Origin of the sequence: Acetobacter aceti, from assembly GCF_002005445.1 — a bacterium.
GTDB lineage: Bacteria > Pseudomonadota > Alphaproteobacteria > Acetobacterales > Acetobacteraceae > Acetobacter > Acetobacter aceti_B.
The window spans coordinates 2815468-2830758 of the sequence record NZ_CP014692.1; the positions used below are offsets into that span (position 1 = coordinate 2815468).

Annotated in this window: 19 protein-coding genes and 2 pseudogenes; 3 read left to right on the forward strand and 18 right to left on the reverse strand. The window is 61.6% G+C overall.

The window, feature by feature from the left end; all coding sequences use genetic code 11:
* Positions 1-7 precede the first annotated feature (7 nt).
* Positions 8-223, forward strand: a pseudogene (locus tag A0U92_RS12730) (TrbI/VirB10 family protein); the annotation flags it as partial.
* Here the strand turns inward: A0U92_RS12730 and A0U92_RS12735 are convergent.
* The 7 genes and pseudogenes from A0U92_RS12735 to A0U92_RS12765 all read right to left on the reverse strand — a co-directional run.
* Positions 223-1092: pseudogene (locus A0U92_RS12735) on the reverse strand (conjugal transfer protein TrbE); the annotation flags it as partial. The pseudogenes A0U92_RS12730 and A0U92_RS12735 overlap by 1 nt on opposite strands.
* Before the next feature lie 13 nt (positions 1093-1105).
* Complete coding sequence (locus A0U92_RS12740; protein WP_077813541.1) at positions 1106-1381, reverse strand: VirB3 family type IV secretion system protein; 276 nt, start codon at positions 1379-1381, stop codon at positions 1106-1108.
* The gene (locus tag A0U92_RS12745) at positions 1381-1713 is read right to left on the reverse strand and encodes a TrbC/VirB2 family type IV secretion system protein (protein WP_077813542.1); all 333 of its coding nucleotides are present in this window, start codon (positions 1711-1713) and stop codon (positions 1381-1383) included. The genes A0U92_RS12740 and A0U92_RS12745 overlap by 1 nt, the downstream gene beginning before the upstream one ends.
* A complete protein-coding gene (trbB, locus tag A0U92_RS12750; RefSeq protein ID WP_077813543.1) occupies positions 1710-2687 on the reverse strand; it encodes a P-type conjugative transfer ATPase TrbB in 978 nt (325 codons plus the stop codon). The genes A0U92_RS12745 and trbB overlap by 4 nt, the downstream gene beginning before the upstream one ends.
* A 172-nt stretch (positions 2688-2859) precedes the next feature.
* On the reverse strand, positions 2860-3303 hold the full coding sequence (locus A0U92_RS12755) for a ribbon-helix-helix domain-containing protein (protein WP_456305435.1): 444 nt from the start codon (positions 3301-3303) through the stop codon (positions 2860-2862).
* 2 nt (positions 3304-3305) lie between these two features.
* Entirely contained in the window at positions 3306-5294 is a 1989-nt protein-coding gene (locus A0U92_RS12760) for a conjugal transfer protein TraG (RefSeq protein WP_077813545.1), read from the reverse strand.
* Between the two features lie 117 nt (positions 5295-5411).
* A complete protein-coding gene (locus tag A0U92_RS12765) occupies positions 5412-5708 on the reverse strand; it encodes a DUF2285 domain-containing protein (RefSeq protein ID WP_077813546.1) in 297 nt (98 codons plus the stop codon).
* A 105-nt stretch (positions 5709-5813) separates the two neighbouring features.
* Here A0U92_RS12765 and A0U92_RS12770 point away from each other — a divergent pair, with 105 nt between their 5' ends.
* Positions 5814-6098 carry a helix-turn-helix domain-containing protein gene (locus A0U92_RS12770; protein WP_077813547.1) on the forward strand — a complete coding sequence of 95 codons (285 nt, stop codon included), beginning with the start codon at positions 5814-5816 and terminating at the stop codon, positions 6096-6098.
* Positions 6099-6147: 49 nt separating this feature from the next.
* The gene (locus tag A0U92_RS12775) at positions 6148-6372 is read left to right on the forward strand and encodes a helix-turn-helix domain-containing protein (protein ID WP_062106335.1); all 225 of its coding nucleotides are present in this window, start codon (positions 6148-6150) and stop codon (positions 6370-6372) included.
* A 23-nt stretch (positions 6373-6395) separates the two neighbouring features.
* Here the strand turns inward: A0U92_RS12775 and A0U92_RS12780 are convergent, their stop codons facing one another.
* The 11 genes from A0U92_RS12780 to A0U92_RS12830 form a co-directional block, all read right to left on the reverse strand.
* Complete coding sequence (locus A0U92_RS12780) at positions 6396-6998, reverse strand: isochorismatase family protein (RefSeq protein ID WP_077813548.1); 603 nt, start codon at positions 6996-6998, stop codon at positions 6396-6398.
* A gap of 53 nt (positions 6999-7051) precedes the next feature.
* Positions 7052-8089, reverse strand: a complete 1038-nt coding sequence (locus A0U92_RS12785) for a LysR family transcriptional regulator (protein WP_077813549.1) — start codon at positions 8087-8089, stop codon at positions 7052-7054.
* A gap of 7 nt (positions 8090-8096) precedes the next feature.
* Positions 8097-8486 (reverse strand): MarR family winged helix-turn-helix transcriptional regulator, encoded by a 390-nt coding sequence (locus A0U92_RS12790; RefSeq protein WP_222927823.1) that lies wholly within the window; start codon positions 8484-8486, stop codon positions 8097-8099.
* Between the two features lie 69 nt (positions 8487-8555).
* The gene (locus A0U92_RS12795) at positions 8556-9185 is read right to left on the reverse strand and encodes a cysteine hydrolase family protein (protein WP_077813551.1); all 630 of its coding nucleotides are present in this window, start codon (positions 9183-9185) and stop codon (positions 8556-8558) included.
* Between the two features lie 104 nt (positions 9186-9289).
* Positions 9290-11500 (reverse strand): relaxase/mobilization nuclease domain-containing protein, encoded by a 2211-nt coding sequence (locus A0U92_RS12800; protein WP_408736085.1) that lies wholly within the window; start codon positions 11498-11500, stop codon positions 9290-9292.
* A 79-nt stretch (positions 11501-11579) separates the two neighbouring features.
* Entirely contained in the window at positions 11580-12233 is a 654-nt protein-coding gene (locus tag A0U92_RS12805) for a lytic transglycosylase domain-containing protein (protein WP_077814442.1), read from the reverse strand.
* Between the two features lie 4 nt (positions 12234-12237).
* Positions 12238-12573, reverse strand: a complete 336-nt coding sequence (locus A0U92_RS12810) for a DUF736 domain-containing protein (RefSeq protein ID WP_077813553.1) — start codon at positions 12571-12573, stop codon at positions 12238-12240.
* Positions 12557-13162: a S26 family signal peptidase gene (locus tag A0U92_RS12815; RefSeq protein WP_077813554.1), complete on the reverse strand. Its 606-nt coding sequence runs from the start codon at positions 13160-13162 to the stop codon at positions 12557-12559. The genes A0U92_RS12810 and A0U92_RS12815 overlap by 17 nt, the downstream gene beginning before the upstream one ends.
* Positions 13159-13674, reverse strand: coding sequence for a DUF2840 domain-containing protein (locus tag A0U92_RS12820; RefSeq protein ID WP_077813555.1), 516 nt, complete (start codon positions 13672-13674; stop codon positions 13159-13161). Before A0U92_RS12820 ends, A0U92_RS12815 begins: the two co-directional genes overlap by 4 nt.
* Complete coding sequence (locus A0U92_RS12825) at positions 13671-14789, reverse strand: replication initiator protein A (protein WP_149026463.1); 1119 nt, start codon at positions 14787-14789, stop codon at positions 13671-13673. Before A0U92_RS12825 ends, A0U92_RS12820 begins: the two co-directional genes overlap by 4 nt.
* Positions 14790-15059: a helix-turn-helix transcriptional regulator gene (locus A0U92_RS12830; protein WP_077813556.1), complete on the reverse strand. Its 270-nt coding sequence runs from the start codon at positions 15057-15059 to the stop codon at positions 14790-14792. It abuts the gene before it with no gap.
* Positions 15060-15291 lie beyond the last annotated feature (232 nt).

Here is a 15291-nt window from a genome sequence, read left to right on the forward strand (position 1 = left end):
TGTCGGCGTCATAGACAATTTTCTGAATACCTTCAGTTCCGATCTACCCGGCCAGATCGTCGGGCATATGACCCAGAACGTCTATGACAGCCCGACCGGCCGTTATCTGCTGGTCCCGCAGGGCAGCACCCTGTTCGGGGCCTATAACAGCAGTGTTTCCTTCGGGCAGCAGCGGACCCAGATCATCTGGACCCGGCTGATCTACCCGAACGGGGAGAGCCTGGACGCAATGCTCTTACGCTTTGCGAACCACTGACGCCGGATCTTCGTCAGAACCTTCGTGGCGTCGGTCTTGTCGAGCAGGATCGCTCGCGTGGACCAGCGATAGGGCATGGCCAGGCGGTTCAGATCATCCAGAATTCCGGGAAACGTGCGGCTCGGGAAACCCGTGATGGTCAGGGTTTTCAGGAAGGCATCGCCGAGCTTCGGTTCCAGTCCGCCCGAGAGCGGCTGGTCCACCAGAAGCGCATCAAGATGCATCGGAATCTCCGGCACCCGGACCCGCTGGTTCCGGGTCGAGATCGTGCTGTGCAAGTAAGTCAGCGTCTCGCCGTCATCAAGCCACGCAGCCTCGGGCATGAACCCGTCCAGCAGGGCCAGCATCCGGTCCGTACGATCCAGAAACGAGTGAAGCGTCCCATGCGGATCGGGACCGTCATGCTCCCTGCCTTCGTAGAGAAAACGCTCGGCACGCCCAGAAGATTCCTCCGGTGGCAGCCAGACCAGGGTCAGGAAGTACCGGCTCTCGAAATGCGCGCCCTCATCCTCGAACTGCTCCCGACGCTCAAGGTCCACCATCTGGCTGGCGGCGTCCGGGAAATCGCTCTCGGGATACACTGTCGCCGGAACGCGCTGCGCTTCCACGAACACGGCCCAACCTGAACCCAAGCGGCGGAGCGCATTGTTCAGCCGTCCCGTCACACCGACCAGTTCCGCTGGTGTGGCGCTGTCCAAATCTGGACCACGGATTTTTGCCGTGCGCTGGAAACTTCCGTCCTTGTTCAGGACAACGCCTCTCTCAACCAGAGCGGCCCAGGGCAGGAAATCCGACAGGAGGCCAGCACGGTTGCGATATTCACCAAGGGACATCATCGCCCTGCCCTCCCTATGCCCGGAGCCATGCGGGATAGCGCAGATGCCGCCGACCCACCTCGACGAACTGCGGATCGCGTTTCGCCCCCCAGACCGCGAGCCCGTGCCCTACGATCCAGAACACGGCGCCGACCAACCACAGACGCAGGCCCAGAGAAATCGCAGCCCCGAGCGTGCCGTTGGCGATCGCCAGGGTACGGGGTGCGCCACCCAGCAGGATCGGATCGGTCAGAGAGCGATGGACCGGGACATGAAAACCCGGCACCGCGTCATCGTCATATCCCGCCATCAGATCAGCGCTCCGCCCGAGAAAGAAAAGAACGACAGAAAGAAGCTGGACGCCGCAAAAGCGATGGACAGCCCGAAGACGATCTGGATCAGGCGGCGGAAACCGCCGGATGTTTCCCCGAAGGCCAGCGTCAGGCCGGTCACGGTGATGATGATCACCGACACGATGCGCGCCACCGGTCCCTGCACGGATTCCAGGATCTGGTTGAGTGGTTCCTCCCACGGCATATCGGAACCGGACGCCAGAGCCGAGGAGCACCATACGATGGACAGCAACAGCATGGCTGAGAGGACAGGCACGTACCGACGCGTGCGGAACAGCGTGAGGTTCATTGGGATTCTCCCGAATGCTGGAAGGGATGAATGCGATAGGCGCCAGTAACGGGATCGAGCCCGTCCACGGTGACGAGTTCGGACAACCGGCGCTGCGTGCCCCGCCCGGACAGGACCGCGATCACGTCGATCGTCTCGGCGATCAGGGCACGAGGCACCGTGACGACGATTTCCTGGATCAGTTGCTCCATGCGGTGCAGCGCGCCAATGGCAGTACCGGCGTGGAGCGTGCCGATCCCGCCGGGATGGCCGGTGCCCCACGCCTTGAGGAGGTCGAGCGCCTCGGGGCCGCGCACTTCCCCAATCGGAATACGGTCGGGGCGCAGACGCAGGGCCGAGCGCACCAGTTCGGACAGCGTGACGACGCCATCACGGGTACGGAGCGACACGAGATTGGGCGCAGCACATTGCAGTTCGCGCGTATCCTCAATCAGCACGACCCGGTCGTCGGTCTCCGCGACCTCGGCCAGCAGGGCGTTGACCAGCGTGGTCTTGCCTGTGGATGTGCCGCCCGCGACCAGGATATTTTTACGGTCCGCAACTGCTTGGCGAAGATATGCCGCCTGCCCTTCTGCCATGATCCCGGCAGCGACATAATCATCGAGCGTGAAGACGGCGACAGCCGGCTTACGGATCGCAAAGCTGGGTGCCGTCACAATCGGTGGCAGCAATCCTTCGAAACGCTCGCCCGTCGGCAATTCCGCCGACACGCGGGGCACCCCCTCATGCACCTCCGCGCCGACATGATGCGCGACCAGCCGCACGATGCGCTCGGCATCAGCCAGTGTTATCGTCTCGCCTGTGTCGGACAGCCCTTCGGACAGGCGGTCGATCCAGAGCCGCCCATCCGGATTAAGCATCACCTCGACCACGGCAGGGTCGGCAAGATGTGTTGCAATCGCCGGTCCCATCGCCGTGCGCAGCATGGAAATGCCGCGTGCCTGACTTTCCGAATTATGCTGAGAAATCGTCATCTGATCCCCGCTCGAACAGGACCGGAACAGACGGTCCCCATACGGGGATGATTAAAAGAGGGTCATTTCAGCTCGATTCAACAACTATTGCGAACCGTGCGGTCATCGCGTGGAAACGGCGGTAATTGGCGGGATTGAATAATCCCTTTGGTAGCCCCACGCAATCTGACGATTACTCGGGATCTTCACCGCCATTGCGCCGCGTGTCGATATCCCGCGACAGTTCTCTGAGAAACCGATCTCCGGTCGCCAGTTTTCGTCCGAGCGATTGCAGGAAACCTTCGAACCGCTCGACGCCTTTTGCCCTGGCCGATGCCTGGGCACTATCAGGCAGTGGCGGAGTGACGGTCAGCCAGAAGCGGATGAACAGCGCCAGCGTCTCGGCCATAATGGCGAGGTCTTCGTCCATCCCGGCGATCTGACGATCGATCCTGTCCATGCGACGAGCGAACACCGCTTCCAGCCGCTCCGATGCGTCGGCCGAGAGAAAAGAGGCAACGGCCGCCTCGATCACCGCCGATTTCGAGACGTTGCGACGCAACGCCAGCGCCTCGACCTGTTTCAGAAGCTCCGGCTCGAAATATACATTCATGCGGGTCTTGCTCGACATGGGCATCCTCACAGATCAAGGCCATCGGCTGAGTCCATCGTCGCCTGCCGCGCAACGGAACGGGCCTGCTGGCGTATCGCACGCGCCCTAGCGGCATCGACATCCGGCTCGTCGTCGAGCACATCGAACTCCTGCACGCCCGGATGCTCGGGCGGCACGACGTCCTCATGCTCCGGCAATTCCGGTTCGCGCCGGATGCCAGCATTGGCGGGATCACCATCAGCGCCCGTGTTCCCACCCGGTTCTGGCCCTCCTGATGGAACCTCCGCCTCCAGCGCCGACCAGTCGTCAGGTGGGAGCGTGGACGGGCGTTTCGTTCCGGCGGCCGGGGGCGGCAGGACACGCTCCATGAACCGCGCGTCCTCGTAATAGCGCGCCTTCTTCGCGCGGACGGGGGCGACGCCCGCGACCAGCAGCAGTTCATCGCTCGGCGGAAGCTGCATCACCTCGCCGGGCGTGAGCAGAGGTCGTGCCGTTTCCTGTCGCGAGACCATGAGATGCCCGAGCCAGGGAGACAGTCGGTGGCCGGCATAATTCGTGGAATCACGCATCTCGGTCGCGGTGCCGAGCGCGTCCGACACACGCCGGGCGGTGCGCTCGTCGTTGGTGGCAAACGCGACGCGGACATGACAGTTGTCGAGAATACTGTTGTTCGCGCCGTAGGCTTTTTCGATCTGGTTCAGGCTCTGCGCGATCAGGAAGGATTTAATCCCGTAACCCGCCATAAAGGCCAGCGCGCTCTCAAAGAAATCCAGCCGGCCGAGGGCGGGAAACTCATCGAGCATCAGCAGCAACCGGTGCCGATGGGCGGAAACATGCAGATCCTCCGTCAGACGCCTGCCAATCTGGTTGAGGATCAGGCGGATCAGCGGCTTGGTGCGGGCGATGTCGGACGGCGGCACGACGAGGTAGAGACTGGCGGGCTGGCCGCAGGACACGAGATCCGCGATGCGCCAGTCGCATCGTGCCGTCACCTTCGCCACCACGGGATCGCGATAGAGGCCCAGGAACGACATGGCGGTGGACAATACACCTGACCGCTCGTTGTCGCTCTTGTTCAGCAGCTCCCGCGCCGACGACGCGATGACCGGATGCACGCCAGCCTTGCCGAGATGCGGCGTGGACATCATGGCACGCAGCGTCGCCTCCACCGGCCGCTTCGGGTCGGAGAGGAAATTCGCGACACCGGCCAAGGTCTTGTCCGGCTCGGCATAAAGAACATGCAGGATCGCACCCACCAGCAGGGAGTGCGAGGTCTTTTCCCAATGATTGCGCCGGTCCAGCGCGCCTTCGGGGTCGACCAGGATATCGGCGATGTTCTGGACATCGCGAACTTCCCTGTCACCGCGCCGAACCTCCAGCAACGGATTGTAGGGCGAGGACGCCGGATCGGTCGGGTCGAACAGCAGCACACGCCCGTGCCGAGCACGAAATCCGGCGGTCAGCCCCCAGTTCTCGCCCTTGATGTCATGGACGATGGCCGAGCCCGGCCAGGTCAGCAGCGTCGGCACGACCAGCCCGACGCCTTTACCCGAGCGGGTCGGCGCAAAGCACAGGACGTGCTCGGGGCCGTTATGCCGCAAATAGTCCTGATCCCATCGGCCCAGCACCACCCCATCGGGATCGAGCAGCCCGGCTTCCTTCACCTCGACAGTATCCGCCCAGCGGGCCGAGCCATACGTAGCGACGTTGCGAGCCTCCCGTGCCCGGAGGATGGACAGGGCGATGGCAACGACGACGCTGATGAGGCCACCGGACGAGGCGATATATCCGCTCGTCACGAAAATCGACGGCGCATAGGCGTCGTAGAAATACCACCACCAGAAGAAGGCCGGTGGATAATAGAACGGCCAGCCGGCCACCAGGAACCAGGGAGCCCCAAGCTGTGGTTGAAAGCCTAGACGCCAGGCCGTCCACTCCGTGGCACTCCAGATAGCGACGAAGACGATCAGCAGAACGAGGACGACCTGCCCCCACAGGACACGGCTTCCGGACATCGAAGCTCCAATCGGTTTGGGGAATAAAACCGATCAGAGAAAGACCGACCCGGCGGCAGGCAATATATAATGAGTCGCGATCGTACCACCGGATACCATGGCGTAGAAAAAGGACGGTCAGTGCCGGGTTGCGCGGGCGTCGATCACGGCCTGTTCGAGAATCTTCCGATAACCGATTTTCGTCATCCATTGCGCACGGGCAAGATGGCTTTCCCAGCAGATGCGCGTGCGCTCTCCATCGGCCGGATCGCGATGCAGCACGATCCGCGCCACCTCCGCCCAGTCGGCCTGATCCGCCTCGGCGTCGAGCAGGCGGAGATAGGTGATGAAATGCACTTCGTCATAGGTCGTGATCTCCGGCACGGTCGGCGCCAGATCATCGACATCGGGGTCCAGTTCGGGCCTTGCTGTCATCCCACAGCCCTCCAGCAGGATAGCAGTCAAACATATCCTAAAATGGGATAATCCCAAATCAGGATTATCGGAACGGCTCCCCTCCCCGCCGGAGAGCCATGCCGCATGAAGAAATCCCTGCGCACACCCCGACAGCTTTTGCTCCAATCGCTCCTTACAGAAGCGCGCAAAACCGGGGGTATGACGCAGGCGGAACTGGCGGCCGCACTCGGGAAGCCCCAATCCTTCGTCGCCAAATACGAGAATGGCGAGCGCCGAATCGATGTCATTGAGTTCGCTGACATAACAGCCGCCCTTGGCGTTTCCGGTGCCGATCTTCTCGTCCGTCTCGCACCTAGCGCAGAAAAGCCCCCGCCAGAGGGCGAGAATACCACAGGTCAGGACGAATAGGAACGATCATTCCTGGAACGATCGTTCCGACACAGGTCTCGATGATGGCATGGACCTCAAGGAGGTCATGGCGGTCAACCTGCGTCGGATGCGTCATGACAGGGACATGACGCAAGAGGAGCTGGCCGATCGCGCCGGGCTGAGCACCCGCTATGTCGGAGCGATCGAACGCGCGGACGTGTCGGCAAGCGTTACGATCCTGGGAAAGATTGCAGAGGCACTGGACGTGGAACCGGGCGCGTTATTGAAGGCTGTCCCGGCCAGCCCGCGCTGACCGACGGAGTGGACAAGACGCCCTCACTCCTTCCACGCACTGCTGTCCTTTACGACGACGGCGAACATATCCGCCAGTTCGGCCAGAGCGACGCGGTGCACTGTTTCCGCTGCGATCGTTCCGCCCAGCGGATCGGCGACATCGCGTGCGGCAATGGCATCCGCCACCAGGATCACGCGCAGACCGTATTCCTCCACCGCCGCGCGGGCAGTGGTGGACACGCAGACACCCACCGTATCACCGGCGATAATGACCTCGTTCCGACCCGTTTCCTTGATACGGTCCGCGAGCCCGGTGCCGATAAACGCATTGGCGTGGATCTTGAACAGAACCGTCTCCCCTTCGCGGGGCGTCACCTGCGGCAGGAAATCGCGATACGGGCCATCGCTGGCGAAGGCGGGGGCGCCTGGTCCGGCATCATGGGCGATATGGATGACCGGCACGCCCTTGCTCCGCGCAAGGTCAAGCAGCCGCCCGGCCTCATCCGCCGCCGCATCAACATTGGCGAGCGGCACCCGCCCGTCGCGATATTCGCGCTGGATGTCGATCAGGACCAGCACCGACCTGTCGAGCGGTGACGGGCTGTCATCAAGGCCGTGGATCTGACGGAAGGTTTCAAGGGTCATTAGGGTTTTCCTCCTGGTAACAGGCTGCTGTTACAAATTGGCGCTTCATAGCTTCATAAGCTTGCGCCGCCCGTTTCGTGATGTCCCGGTATCTTGACTGGAAACGATGATGGCACGGTTTGAGCCTGCATGGTCAAACCATCCATACGACTCATATGCGAGGCGAGATCCAGAAGATTTCGCAGCGCGGGGCTGCGGTTCTGGGGCGACCAGACCGCACTGAACCGGGCATGTTCCGTTTCGTCGACGATCCGCCGAAAGACGATGCCGGGGAATGGCACATGGCTCCCTGCTTCGTGGGTCAGCGTAATCCCCTCTCCCGCTGCGACCATATGCATCAGAGTGTCCCGCCCGACATCGCGCCGCTGGAGGCGCGGCGACCGTCCATGTTCGGCCACGCGTCGGACGATATGTTCGAAAACCTGCGGTCCAGCGCCACCCTGCCGGACAAGGAAACTCTCTGTCGCAAGGTTAGCCCATACAAGGGATTCCAGAGCCGCCAGCGGATGCGCAGCCGGAAGAGCGATCACCAGCGCCTCGCTCCAGAGATGCCGGCTATGGCAGTCCGGTACATTGTCGACATTGACGAGGAAGGCGACGTCGAGCTTGCCCTCGCGAATCATAGCGAGAGTATGTGACGACGGCCCTTCTACGATGTTCTGCTCGATTGCCGGGTGGGCTGCGCGATAGCGCCTACGCAAATCGGCGAGAAACCCTGCCGCGATCGAGCCGTGCAGCCCAATCGCGAGGCGCCCGACCGTACCATCGGCGATGGCACCGGCCGTCCTGACAGCATGATCGATCTGTTCGATACCTGCGGAAATCTCTACGACGAAGCGGCGCCCGGCCTCGGTCAACCGGACGCCGCGATGACGTCGCTCAAACAGGACGATGCCGAGTGTCTCTTCCAACGCCTTGATCCGGGTACTGACGCTCGATTGAGTAACGCCGAGTGCATCGGCCGCGTGGCGGAAATTCAGATGCTGCGCTACCGAAAGAGCCTGCCGCAACGAAACAAGTGGGATACGAGCAAGCGTTCTTTGGCTCGCATCAAATATTCCTTGTTGTCCAATCAGCCGACCTCTTTGCATTTCATTCTCATGAAACGGTAGAATCGCGATTTCTTTCCATGAAGTCACGAATGATATCGTAATATCCGGGGAGCGAATTATGAAGTATCGAACGTCCACAATCAGTAAGGGAGACAACCTTAGCTCTCCCATCAAATTCATCTTCAGATATACAGACAGCCTTCGCTTTTTCTAAGGCCTGAATGGTTCTTGTCATAACTGGCCTAGAAATATCGAGACGATCCGCAATATCACTGGATTTAAGGGAAGCTTTCCTATTTTCTCTATCAAGAACAATTAAAATTAAAAATCGGAGCTGCGACAAACCTTGAGTGGAAAAATATGCATCCAAATGCCGTTCGAGCAGGCTTGCTTGCCGCAGTAAATTAAGGGCACTTTCGACAGCTTCGATGTCCATGTTTGGAAATCGTTTTTTATATTCAATCAGCACATTGCGAGTTGGAAGAGATTTTAGAAAAAACACAATCTAACTTCCCATCATATGCATGATCAATGATTGTGCGTCGATTTTCTCCCCAAAATGATGAACAATATTCTCAAGCATGTAGTCCTGCTGATTTTTCTCGAAAGCAGCACATGCATCGACCACAATATAAGCATTGTAGCCGAGATCGTGTGCTTCTCTGAGAGTAGACTCAACGCAAATATGCGTAGCGTACCCCATCAAGAAAATCGTACTTATCCCGTTGTTACGGAGAAATGGATCAAGCGTTGAGTTTTTGAGTGTACTGGCCCCCGAACGCCCTTTTACTACAAATTCTCCATCTCTTGGAACAAAGGGTTCAACAAAACTAGAGCCTATACGATCCCATGTCCCAGCTTTGGGAATAGCACCTCGCAATCCAAATTTATTTTCCCCTCTACCAAACAGAAGGAACTCCCGATCATCACTAAAATCCAGACCTGCGTGAGCAATATTCCAGCCAACACTACGAGCAGTTTCCAGAACTCTTGATGCCTGAATGACGGACTTACGAAAGCATTCTTTATCTATTACTAGCCGCTTCTGAAGAACACCTTCTTCAGACAGCCACTCATGTTGGAATTCGATAAAGACAAGTGCGCTGTCGTTCTTTTGGACGGATGGTGAAAGCATGAGTATCTCCGCTACAGTGGACTAAGGTAGATGTCGCACTTTAAAGTCCATCTAGTTATCATGGTAACTATATGGACGTCGGAATTATGTCAAGGAAATCTCAATTATCTCTCCAGCCCCCTCTGCCTCCCTACCTCCCACGATACAGCTCCACTCCGCACGGTGCCCGTCACCTCCTGCCCGAGGTGACGCTCGATCACCGGCCGCCACGGGGCCAGTGTGAACTCATGGGATTTCTCGACAATGGCGAATTTCCCGCTGGATAGCTGGGCAGTTCCGGTGAACTTGCCGCTGACTGTCTCGCCATCCACAGCGACCCGAAACGGTACTGATTTTGTTGCCGCCAGTTCCGCCCCGACACGGGCAACCTCCCGCTCCTGAAGCGTGGCAAGCAGGTTGCGCCGGTAACTCACACGCCCATCCGGTCGGCGGGTCGCATCCCCCTGCTCAATCAACCTCTCCCGCCGCTGCTCCATCGCCTCTCGTACCTGTTCCCCGAAGCCGGCAGGCACCAGATCGGACACCGCACCTCCGACGAGCCGCCGGTCGAGCCACGTCGCGCCCTCCGCGCCGATCTGCCTTTCAAGATCGAAGGACGACAAGACACGGACATTGGCCCGTCCGCCCCTCGTCGCATCGTGGGCCGCAGCACGGGTGGCGAAATCATCGGGGATACGCCACTGGTCGGGGTCGATCCGTTCGACGATACCGGCCCGGCGCAGGGACTCCAGCCGCCGGACATGGGAGGCGACAAAACCGTCATAATCACCGCCCGGCACCCGCCCCTCGAACCGAGCCTGTTCCAGATGACGGCTCGGCCGATAGATATCTCCCTCGGCCATGCCTGCAATCGCGCGATCGGAAGGACGCCCGGCGCCATCAGGCGAGCCTATCTCGACGATGCTGCCCATCCGTGCCTCCGCGACGCGGACCGCATCCATGCCGGAAACATGGTGCGTGCGGCCGTCGATCCCATCGACAACCAGTGTCAGTTCCTCGCCCAGCTCATCGGACAGATGCTTGTCGATGACGCGACCGACGATCGGCTCCGCAGGTGCCGCATCATGGATCGCAAAGCTCATCGGGTCGCGCTCGGCGCCCTCCGCCCGCAGCGCCTTCTGCATCGTGCGGATGATGTCGCCGCGCTCGCCCATCTCGCGCAGCGTCGGCTCCAACCGCGCGCTCAGTTCCCACACACCGGGCGCATGTTCCGTGGCGAGGCCCATATCGCCCAGCTTGCCAAGACGGCGCAGGCGGAGCGTCCGATCCGCCTGGGCACGCGGAGCGTCAGGCTCGTGGCGCACATCGAGAAACCGGTCCTCCGCCTCCGCGAGCATCACCCGGTCAATGCGGGTTAAACGATCCTGGTCGATTTCGGCAACCAGCTTGCGGAGCTGCTCGATCTCCGTGACGGGGCCGAGTTCCAGCGTCACCAGTTCGCTCGCCCGTTCGCGGATACCGTTGGCGAGATAGTCGCCGTTGATGACCAGATCCTCGCCCAGGTCGTCACGGCCGTTGACGACGACATGCACATGCGGGTGGCCGGTATTGTGATGGTTGACGGCAACCCAATCGAGCTTCGTGCCGAGATCGGCTTCAACCTGCGCCATCAGGTCGCGGGTATAGCCCGTCAGATCGGCAAGATCTCCGGCGTCCTCTGGCGAGACGATGAACCGGAACTGGTGGCGGTCATCACGGCCGCGATCGAGAAAGGCGTCACCATCAGCACGGTCCTCGGTTCCAGAATAGAGCCGTCCCCGCTCGCCGTCGCGGGCGGTGCCGTCGCGCTGGATATAACGGAGATGGGCAGCAGCCTTGCCATTTCGCCCGGCGGCCCGGACGGAGCGGGATTTGACGACAACGCGACGACTGCCTGGTCGGCGATGGCTCCAGTTGTTCGACAGGTTCCGGGCACGCACGAAGGTCGCCCCGCGTCCACGCCGCACACCACGTCCGGACGCGATGCTTCCCTCCCCCCTTGGCGCATGGCTAGGGCCGCCACCTCGGGTGCGTCCGCTCCCGCCGCTCGCCGCCTGTTGCTGGCGCGTGACGGTCCGCACCCTGGTGAGGAAACTTCTGGCACGACCGACCTTCGGCGTGTCGGCGCGGATACGCCCCGGCCTCGGGCGGAAGCGGGTGTCGTCGCCCGCGCTCATGACCGCCGATCCGCCCGACAGCGCCAAAAACAGACAAGAGTGCCGCGAAAAACGGGGCGAAAATTGGCTACGCCGCCTGTCGCGGCACCATACCCCCTCAAAGGGGGTGCCACCCAAAACAATGTGCAGACAAGGGCTTGCCTTGCGGATCGGCCCCATGGGGTGCCGTCAGCTTTAATCTTGCGCTCCCTCTTCTGCCCGTTTTTTGCCTCTCTGCCCCCTGCCCTGCACACTGCAATCATGGCCGTGATCCCATGCTGCCATCCACTACGAACAACCCATCCGATCGCGGCATGATCCCCGACATATCGCGCACAGACGCGACCGCCGTGCTGCGATCCTGCTGCACGATGAAAAGCGGCACACGGGTCCAGGCAAACCGATCGGCCGCAGCGATTATGACGGGAGCGTCGACGCCACCTGCGATGGTCGGCGCAACGGAAGCGACATAGGCGCGTGTTTCCGATGGGAGCGGACGCCCCTCCAGAGATGCCTCGTAGCGATTGGGACCGGCGTTATAGGCGGCGAGAAAACCCGGAGAACCGTAGCGGTCATGCAGTTCGCGGAGATACGCCGCGCCTGCCAGAATGTTGTCGCGCGGATCGTAGGGATCACGACCGAGATGATGCCGGCTGCGCAAATCGGCCCATGTGCCGGGCATGATCTGCATCAGCCCCATCGCGCCCGCTAACGAAACGGCGCCCGGATCACCAGCACTCTCGGCGCCCATCACGGCCCTGATCCATGTCGCCGGAATGTCGAAGCGCCGTGCAGCCTCAGCAATCTCGGCAGCATATGGGATGTCGATTGTCTGCGCCGATACAACACCCGGCACCATGGCAACGAGACACCCCGCCGCCAGCAGACACACGATCCGGGTCTGATTCTGCATGACGTCATTCCCGTCCATCGCGCTTGTGGGGGCGGCTCCAGTGCAGTGACCAGAGACCGCCGTCGCTGCCGGCACGGAACAGATTGGCGCGCAACGGCTGCGGCAGGAGCGGATCGTCAATCACCAGGGCAACATAATCGCCGGCACGCTCGCCCGTGCGTTTCCAGCCGGCACCGATCTCCGGACCATCCTCGTCATCACGATGAACGCGATAATCCGGGGCGTTGTCGGAGTCCGATTTCTCGGCCTGCACGATGACGATCTCATGAGAACCGAGGAAGGTCTGGATACGCCCGGCAAAGCCGGTCTTGTCGCGCGTGAAGCTACCGATCTGCGGCATGGGAAGTCTCCGTAGCGATGTTGGGAAGGAACGGCATGAGCCTATCAGCGAACAGACCGTGCCAGACGAAATGGCCGTCGCCGTGCGGGTCGGTATAGAGCGGCGTCGCCAGGCCGATCACGGCGGCGCGCGGGAGCGGGCCGAAATAGCGACTGTCCAGGCTGTCGTGGACAGACGGGTTCATGAGGAAAATCTGATCCGGTGCGATGCGGCGGCAGCCCTGCCAGACCGGCAACATACGCCTGCGCCGGTCACGGTCCTGTGCCTCGCCCAGCCGCACACCATCCACGGTGACGGTACGGCCGACACGGCAGACCTGTTGCCCAGGCAGCGCCGCCACAGACTTGAGCAGCGGCACGTTCCGCCCGATATAGCCGCGCCCGACCATGAAATCGGCCAGCGGTTTCGGCGGCCTGACGGCGACCAGATCGCCGACCTTCAACCCGTTCGGTGCGGTAAGGTCGTAGAGGCCGAGGGGCGTGCTGGCAGAGGCATTCCAGAGCAGCTTCACCGGCACGGGGACGATAGCGGCGACGGCCACGCCCATCGCGGCAAAATACGTCGCCATGACATAACCGAAGCGGGTCATGGCACGATCTCCCGCCGTCTGAGCCAGGCCCGATGACGTGCCGTCGTGTAGGGGCGCGGTTGCTCACCCGCGTTCAGCCGGTTGCCGACATGCCGCCAGTGATCCAGCGAAACCGCGCAGGCGTCGATGCCGGCCTCTTCCACCGCATCGATATGACGGAGCACCTGTTCGACCTTCGGCCAGCCTGCAACCCGCAACAGGATTTCGGCGCCCGGCCGGACGAAAGGCACCGTCTGGCAGGGTTCTACCGGCACCACGGCGCGCAGGATGTCGATGCGCGATGCGATCGTGCCGAAATCATTGGCCGCCCAGCGGACGAAAGCGAAGACGCTACCGGGATGGAAGGAAAAGATCCGGCGGCGTCGGTCGAGGATCTGTTCCTGAGCCTCTTGGCCGAACCTGATCCAGTTCTCGACGCGCTTCTCGATGTGGGTCAGTTCGACATAGGTCAATGCGTCACGGGCAAACGGCAGGGCGTTGCCCAGCGCACGGAATGTTATGGCGCTGGTCATGGCCCATCTCCCGGCATGGGAGAAAGACCACACGTGTGCGGATCGCCCGGCCTGTCGGCGGCACCGGCACCACGGTCGACATCCGGTCGCCCCAACATCAAAAAGTTAGAGTCTAAGTTAGACTCTAAGTTAAGAGCGCGATTCCGCGTTTCAGGCCAAAGGCTTAGCTGGGGTTCGTGCGCCTGAAATCCCGATAGTGATGCGCCCGAAGTCCCGATAGTCTCTGCGCCCGAAATCCCGTGTCCATCCACACCGTCATCCACAGGCACTGTGGATAAATTGACGGGGCGAATATGCAGCAGTTTCCGCCGCCCCTCGCGCCGGATCGCGAGGCGATAACCGGGAAGCGACTGGCGGGCAGCGATGCGACGCAGGTCGAGCGCGAAATCAGAGACACGCGCCAGGCTGCCGGATTTTTCGTGGAGATGGAGAATCTCGAACAGCCAGCCCTGCGGCTGGTGCCCAGCATGTTTGCGGGCGACGCGGTAGAGCCAGCGCTCGATACCCCCGGTCAGACGGAAATAGGCCGGGTCGATGGTCAGGACCAGCGAGCGATCGATGACGCCGCGATAGAACCAGTCTGGCAGAACGCACTCCATACCTTCGACACGACCGTCGCGGGTCGTCCGTTCCTCCCATTCGTTGATCCAGGAGAACTGGTGCCGGCGCCACGACTCGCCGTTGCGGATGGTGGTGCGGATCACGGTCGATTGCAGCCGGGCGAACGCGGCCTTGAGCAGGCGATAGTCCCGCGCGCCTGTGGCACGGCCGACGGCCGTCAGAAGCTGGTACGGGGTGAAGCGCAGAAAACGGGATGTCCGGAGGCCGGCATTCTCGGCCTCGACAATCTGGCTGGCGGCCCAGATCAGCACATCGGCATCCCAGATGGTCGCCATGCCGTGTTCGGCCAGGCCGTGAATCTCGACCCTCTGGCCGCCGGCCTCGTAGAGGATCGGGGCGATCCGCTTTGCCTTGGAGAGCGAAAAGAACGGCCGCTCCATCAGGTCGCGCTGGTCGCGGGGACTGGCATCGCCACCCGCGATCACGAAGGGGTCGAGGCGAAGCCGCTCACTCTCCCGCCCCCGCTGGCCGCGCTGCGGCATGACGCCGGCCATTCAGAGGGTCGCCTTTTCGGCCGGGGTCAGTGGGCGGGCCGGAAAGACGCGGCAGGGTGTCTCGTCCGTCGTGGACCGGCGGACGCCGTTCTCAGTCCACCCCTGAAGGTCTGCGAGGGTATAAACGATGCGGCCGCCGATCTTGCGATAGGTCGGACCGGTGCCGTAGGTGCGATGTTTTTCCAGCGTGCGGATGGAAATGCCGAGGAAACGCGCCGCATCGGGCGTGCGCAGGAAACGGGGCGGCAACCCCGTCTTGGGATCGAGCATGATCGAGCCTCCGGTTGGGTTCGGCGGCTGTCGGTCACGACAGCGGGCCATGGCGAACCGTGGCGGAGGATCGGCGGTCTGGAGAGTGCCGGAATCAGCAGGGGGTGATTCCGGCACCCCGATGGAGGACGCTTATTGGGAACGACCGCCATGGGAGACAGCGGAAGGTTCACTTTTAGACACAAACAGAATATGAGCGGACATGCATACAAAACATGCGTTTGTATAATCT

Excerpts from the sequence above, each read along its gene's own strand:
- A0U92_RS12820 (WP_077813555.1), bottom strand. The coding sequence starts at position 13,674 with ATGACCAGCGCCATAACATTCCGTGCGCTGGGCAACGCCCTGCCGTTT.
- A0U92_RS12760 (WP_077813545.1), bottom strand. The coding sequence starts at position 5,294 with ATGTCCGGAAGCCGTGTCCTGTGGGGGCAGGTCGTCCTCGTTCTGCTG.
- A0U92_RS12810 (WP_077813553.1), bottom strand. The coding sequence starts at position 12,573 with ATGCCGCAGATCGGTAGCTTCACGCGCGACAAGACCGGCTTTGCCGGG.
- A0U92_RS12795 (WP_077813551.1), bottom strand. The coding sequence starts at position 9,185 with ATGCTTTCACCATCCGTCCAAAAGAACGACAGCGCACTTGTCTTTATC.
- A0U92_RS12805 (WP_077814442.1), bottom strand. The coding sequence starts at position 12,233 with ATGCAGAATCAGACCCGGATCGTGTGTCTGCTGGCGGCGGGGTGTCTC.
- A0U92_RS12745 (WP_077813542.1), bottom strand. The coding sequence starts at position 1,713 with ATGAACCTCACGCTGTTCCGCACGCGTCGGTACGTGCCTGTCCTCTCA.
- trbB (WP_077813543.1), bottom strand. The coding sequence starts at position 2,687 with ATGACGATTTCTCAGCATAATTCGGAAAGTCAGGCACGCGGCATTTCC.
- A0U92_RS12765 (WP_077813546.1), bottom strand. The coding sequence starts at position 5,708 with ATGACAGCAAGGCCCGAACTGGACCCCGATGTCGATGATCTGGCGCCG.
- A0U92_RS12775 (WP_062106335.1), top strand. The coding sequence starts at position 6,148 with ATGGACCTCAAGGAGGTCATGGCGGTCAACCTGCGTCGGATGCGTCAT.
- A0U92_RS12800 (WP_408736085.1), bottom strand. The coding sequence starts at position 11,500 with ATGGGGCCGATCCGCAAGGCAAGCCCTTGTCTGCACATTGTTTTGGGT.
- A0U92_RS12825 (WP_149026463.1), bottom strand. The coding sequence starts at position 14,789 with ATGGCCGGCGTCATGCCGCAGCGCGGCCAGCGGGGGCGGGAGAGTGAG.
- A0U92_RS12740 (WP_077813541.1), bottom strand. The coding sequence starts at position 1,381 with ATGGCGGGATATGACGATGACGCGGTGCCGGGTTTTCATGTCCCGGTC.
- A0U92_RS12785 (WP_077813549.1), bottom strand. The coding sequence starts at position 8,089 with ATGCAAAGAGGTCGGCTGATTGGACAACAAGGAATATTTGATGCGAGC.
- A0U92_RS12790 (WP_222927823.1), bottom strand. The coding sequence starts at position 8,486 with ATGGACATCGAAGCTGTCGAAAGTGCCCTTAATTTACTGCGGCAAGCA.
- A0U92_RS12815 (WP_077813554.1), bottom strand. The coding sequence starts at position 13,162 with ATGACCCGCTTCGGTTATGTCATGGCGACGTATTTTGCCGCGATGGGC.
- A0U92_RS12755 (WP_456305435.1), bottom strand. The coding sequence starts at position 3,303 with ATGCCCATGTCGAGCAAGACCCGCATGAATGTATATTTCGAGCCGGAG.
- A0U92_RS12770 (WP_077813547.1), top strand. The coding sequence starts at position 5,814 with ATGAAGAAATCCCTGCGCACACCCCGACAGCTTTTGCTCCAATCGCTC.
- A0U92_RS12780 (WP_077813548.1), bottom strand. The coding sequence starts at position 6,998 with ATGACCCTTGAAACCTTCCGTCAGATCCACGGCCTTGATGACAGCCCG.
- A0U92_RS12830 (WP_077813556.1), bottom strand. The coding sequence starts at position 15,059 with ATGCTCGATCCCAAGACGGGGTTGCCGCCCCGTTTCCTGCGCACGCCC.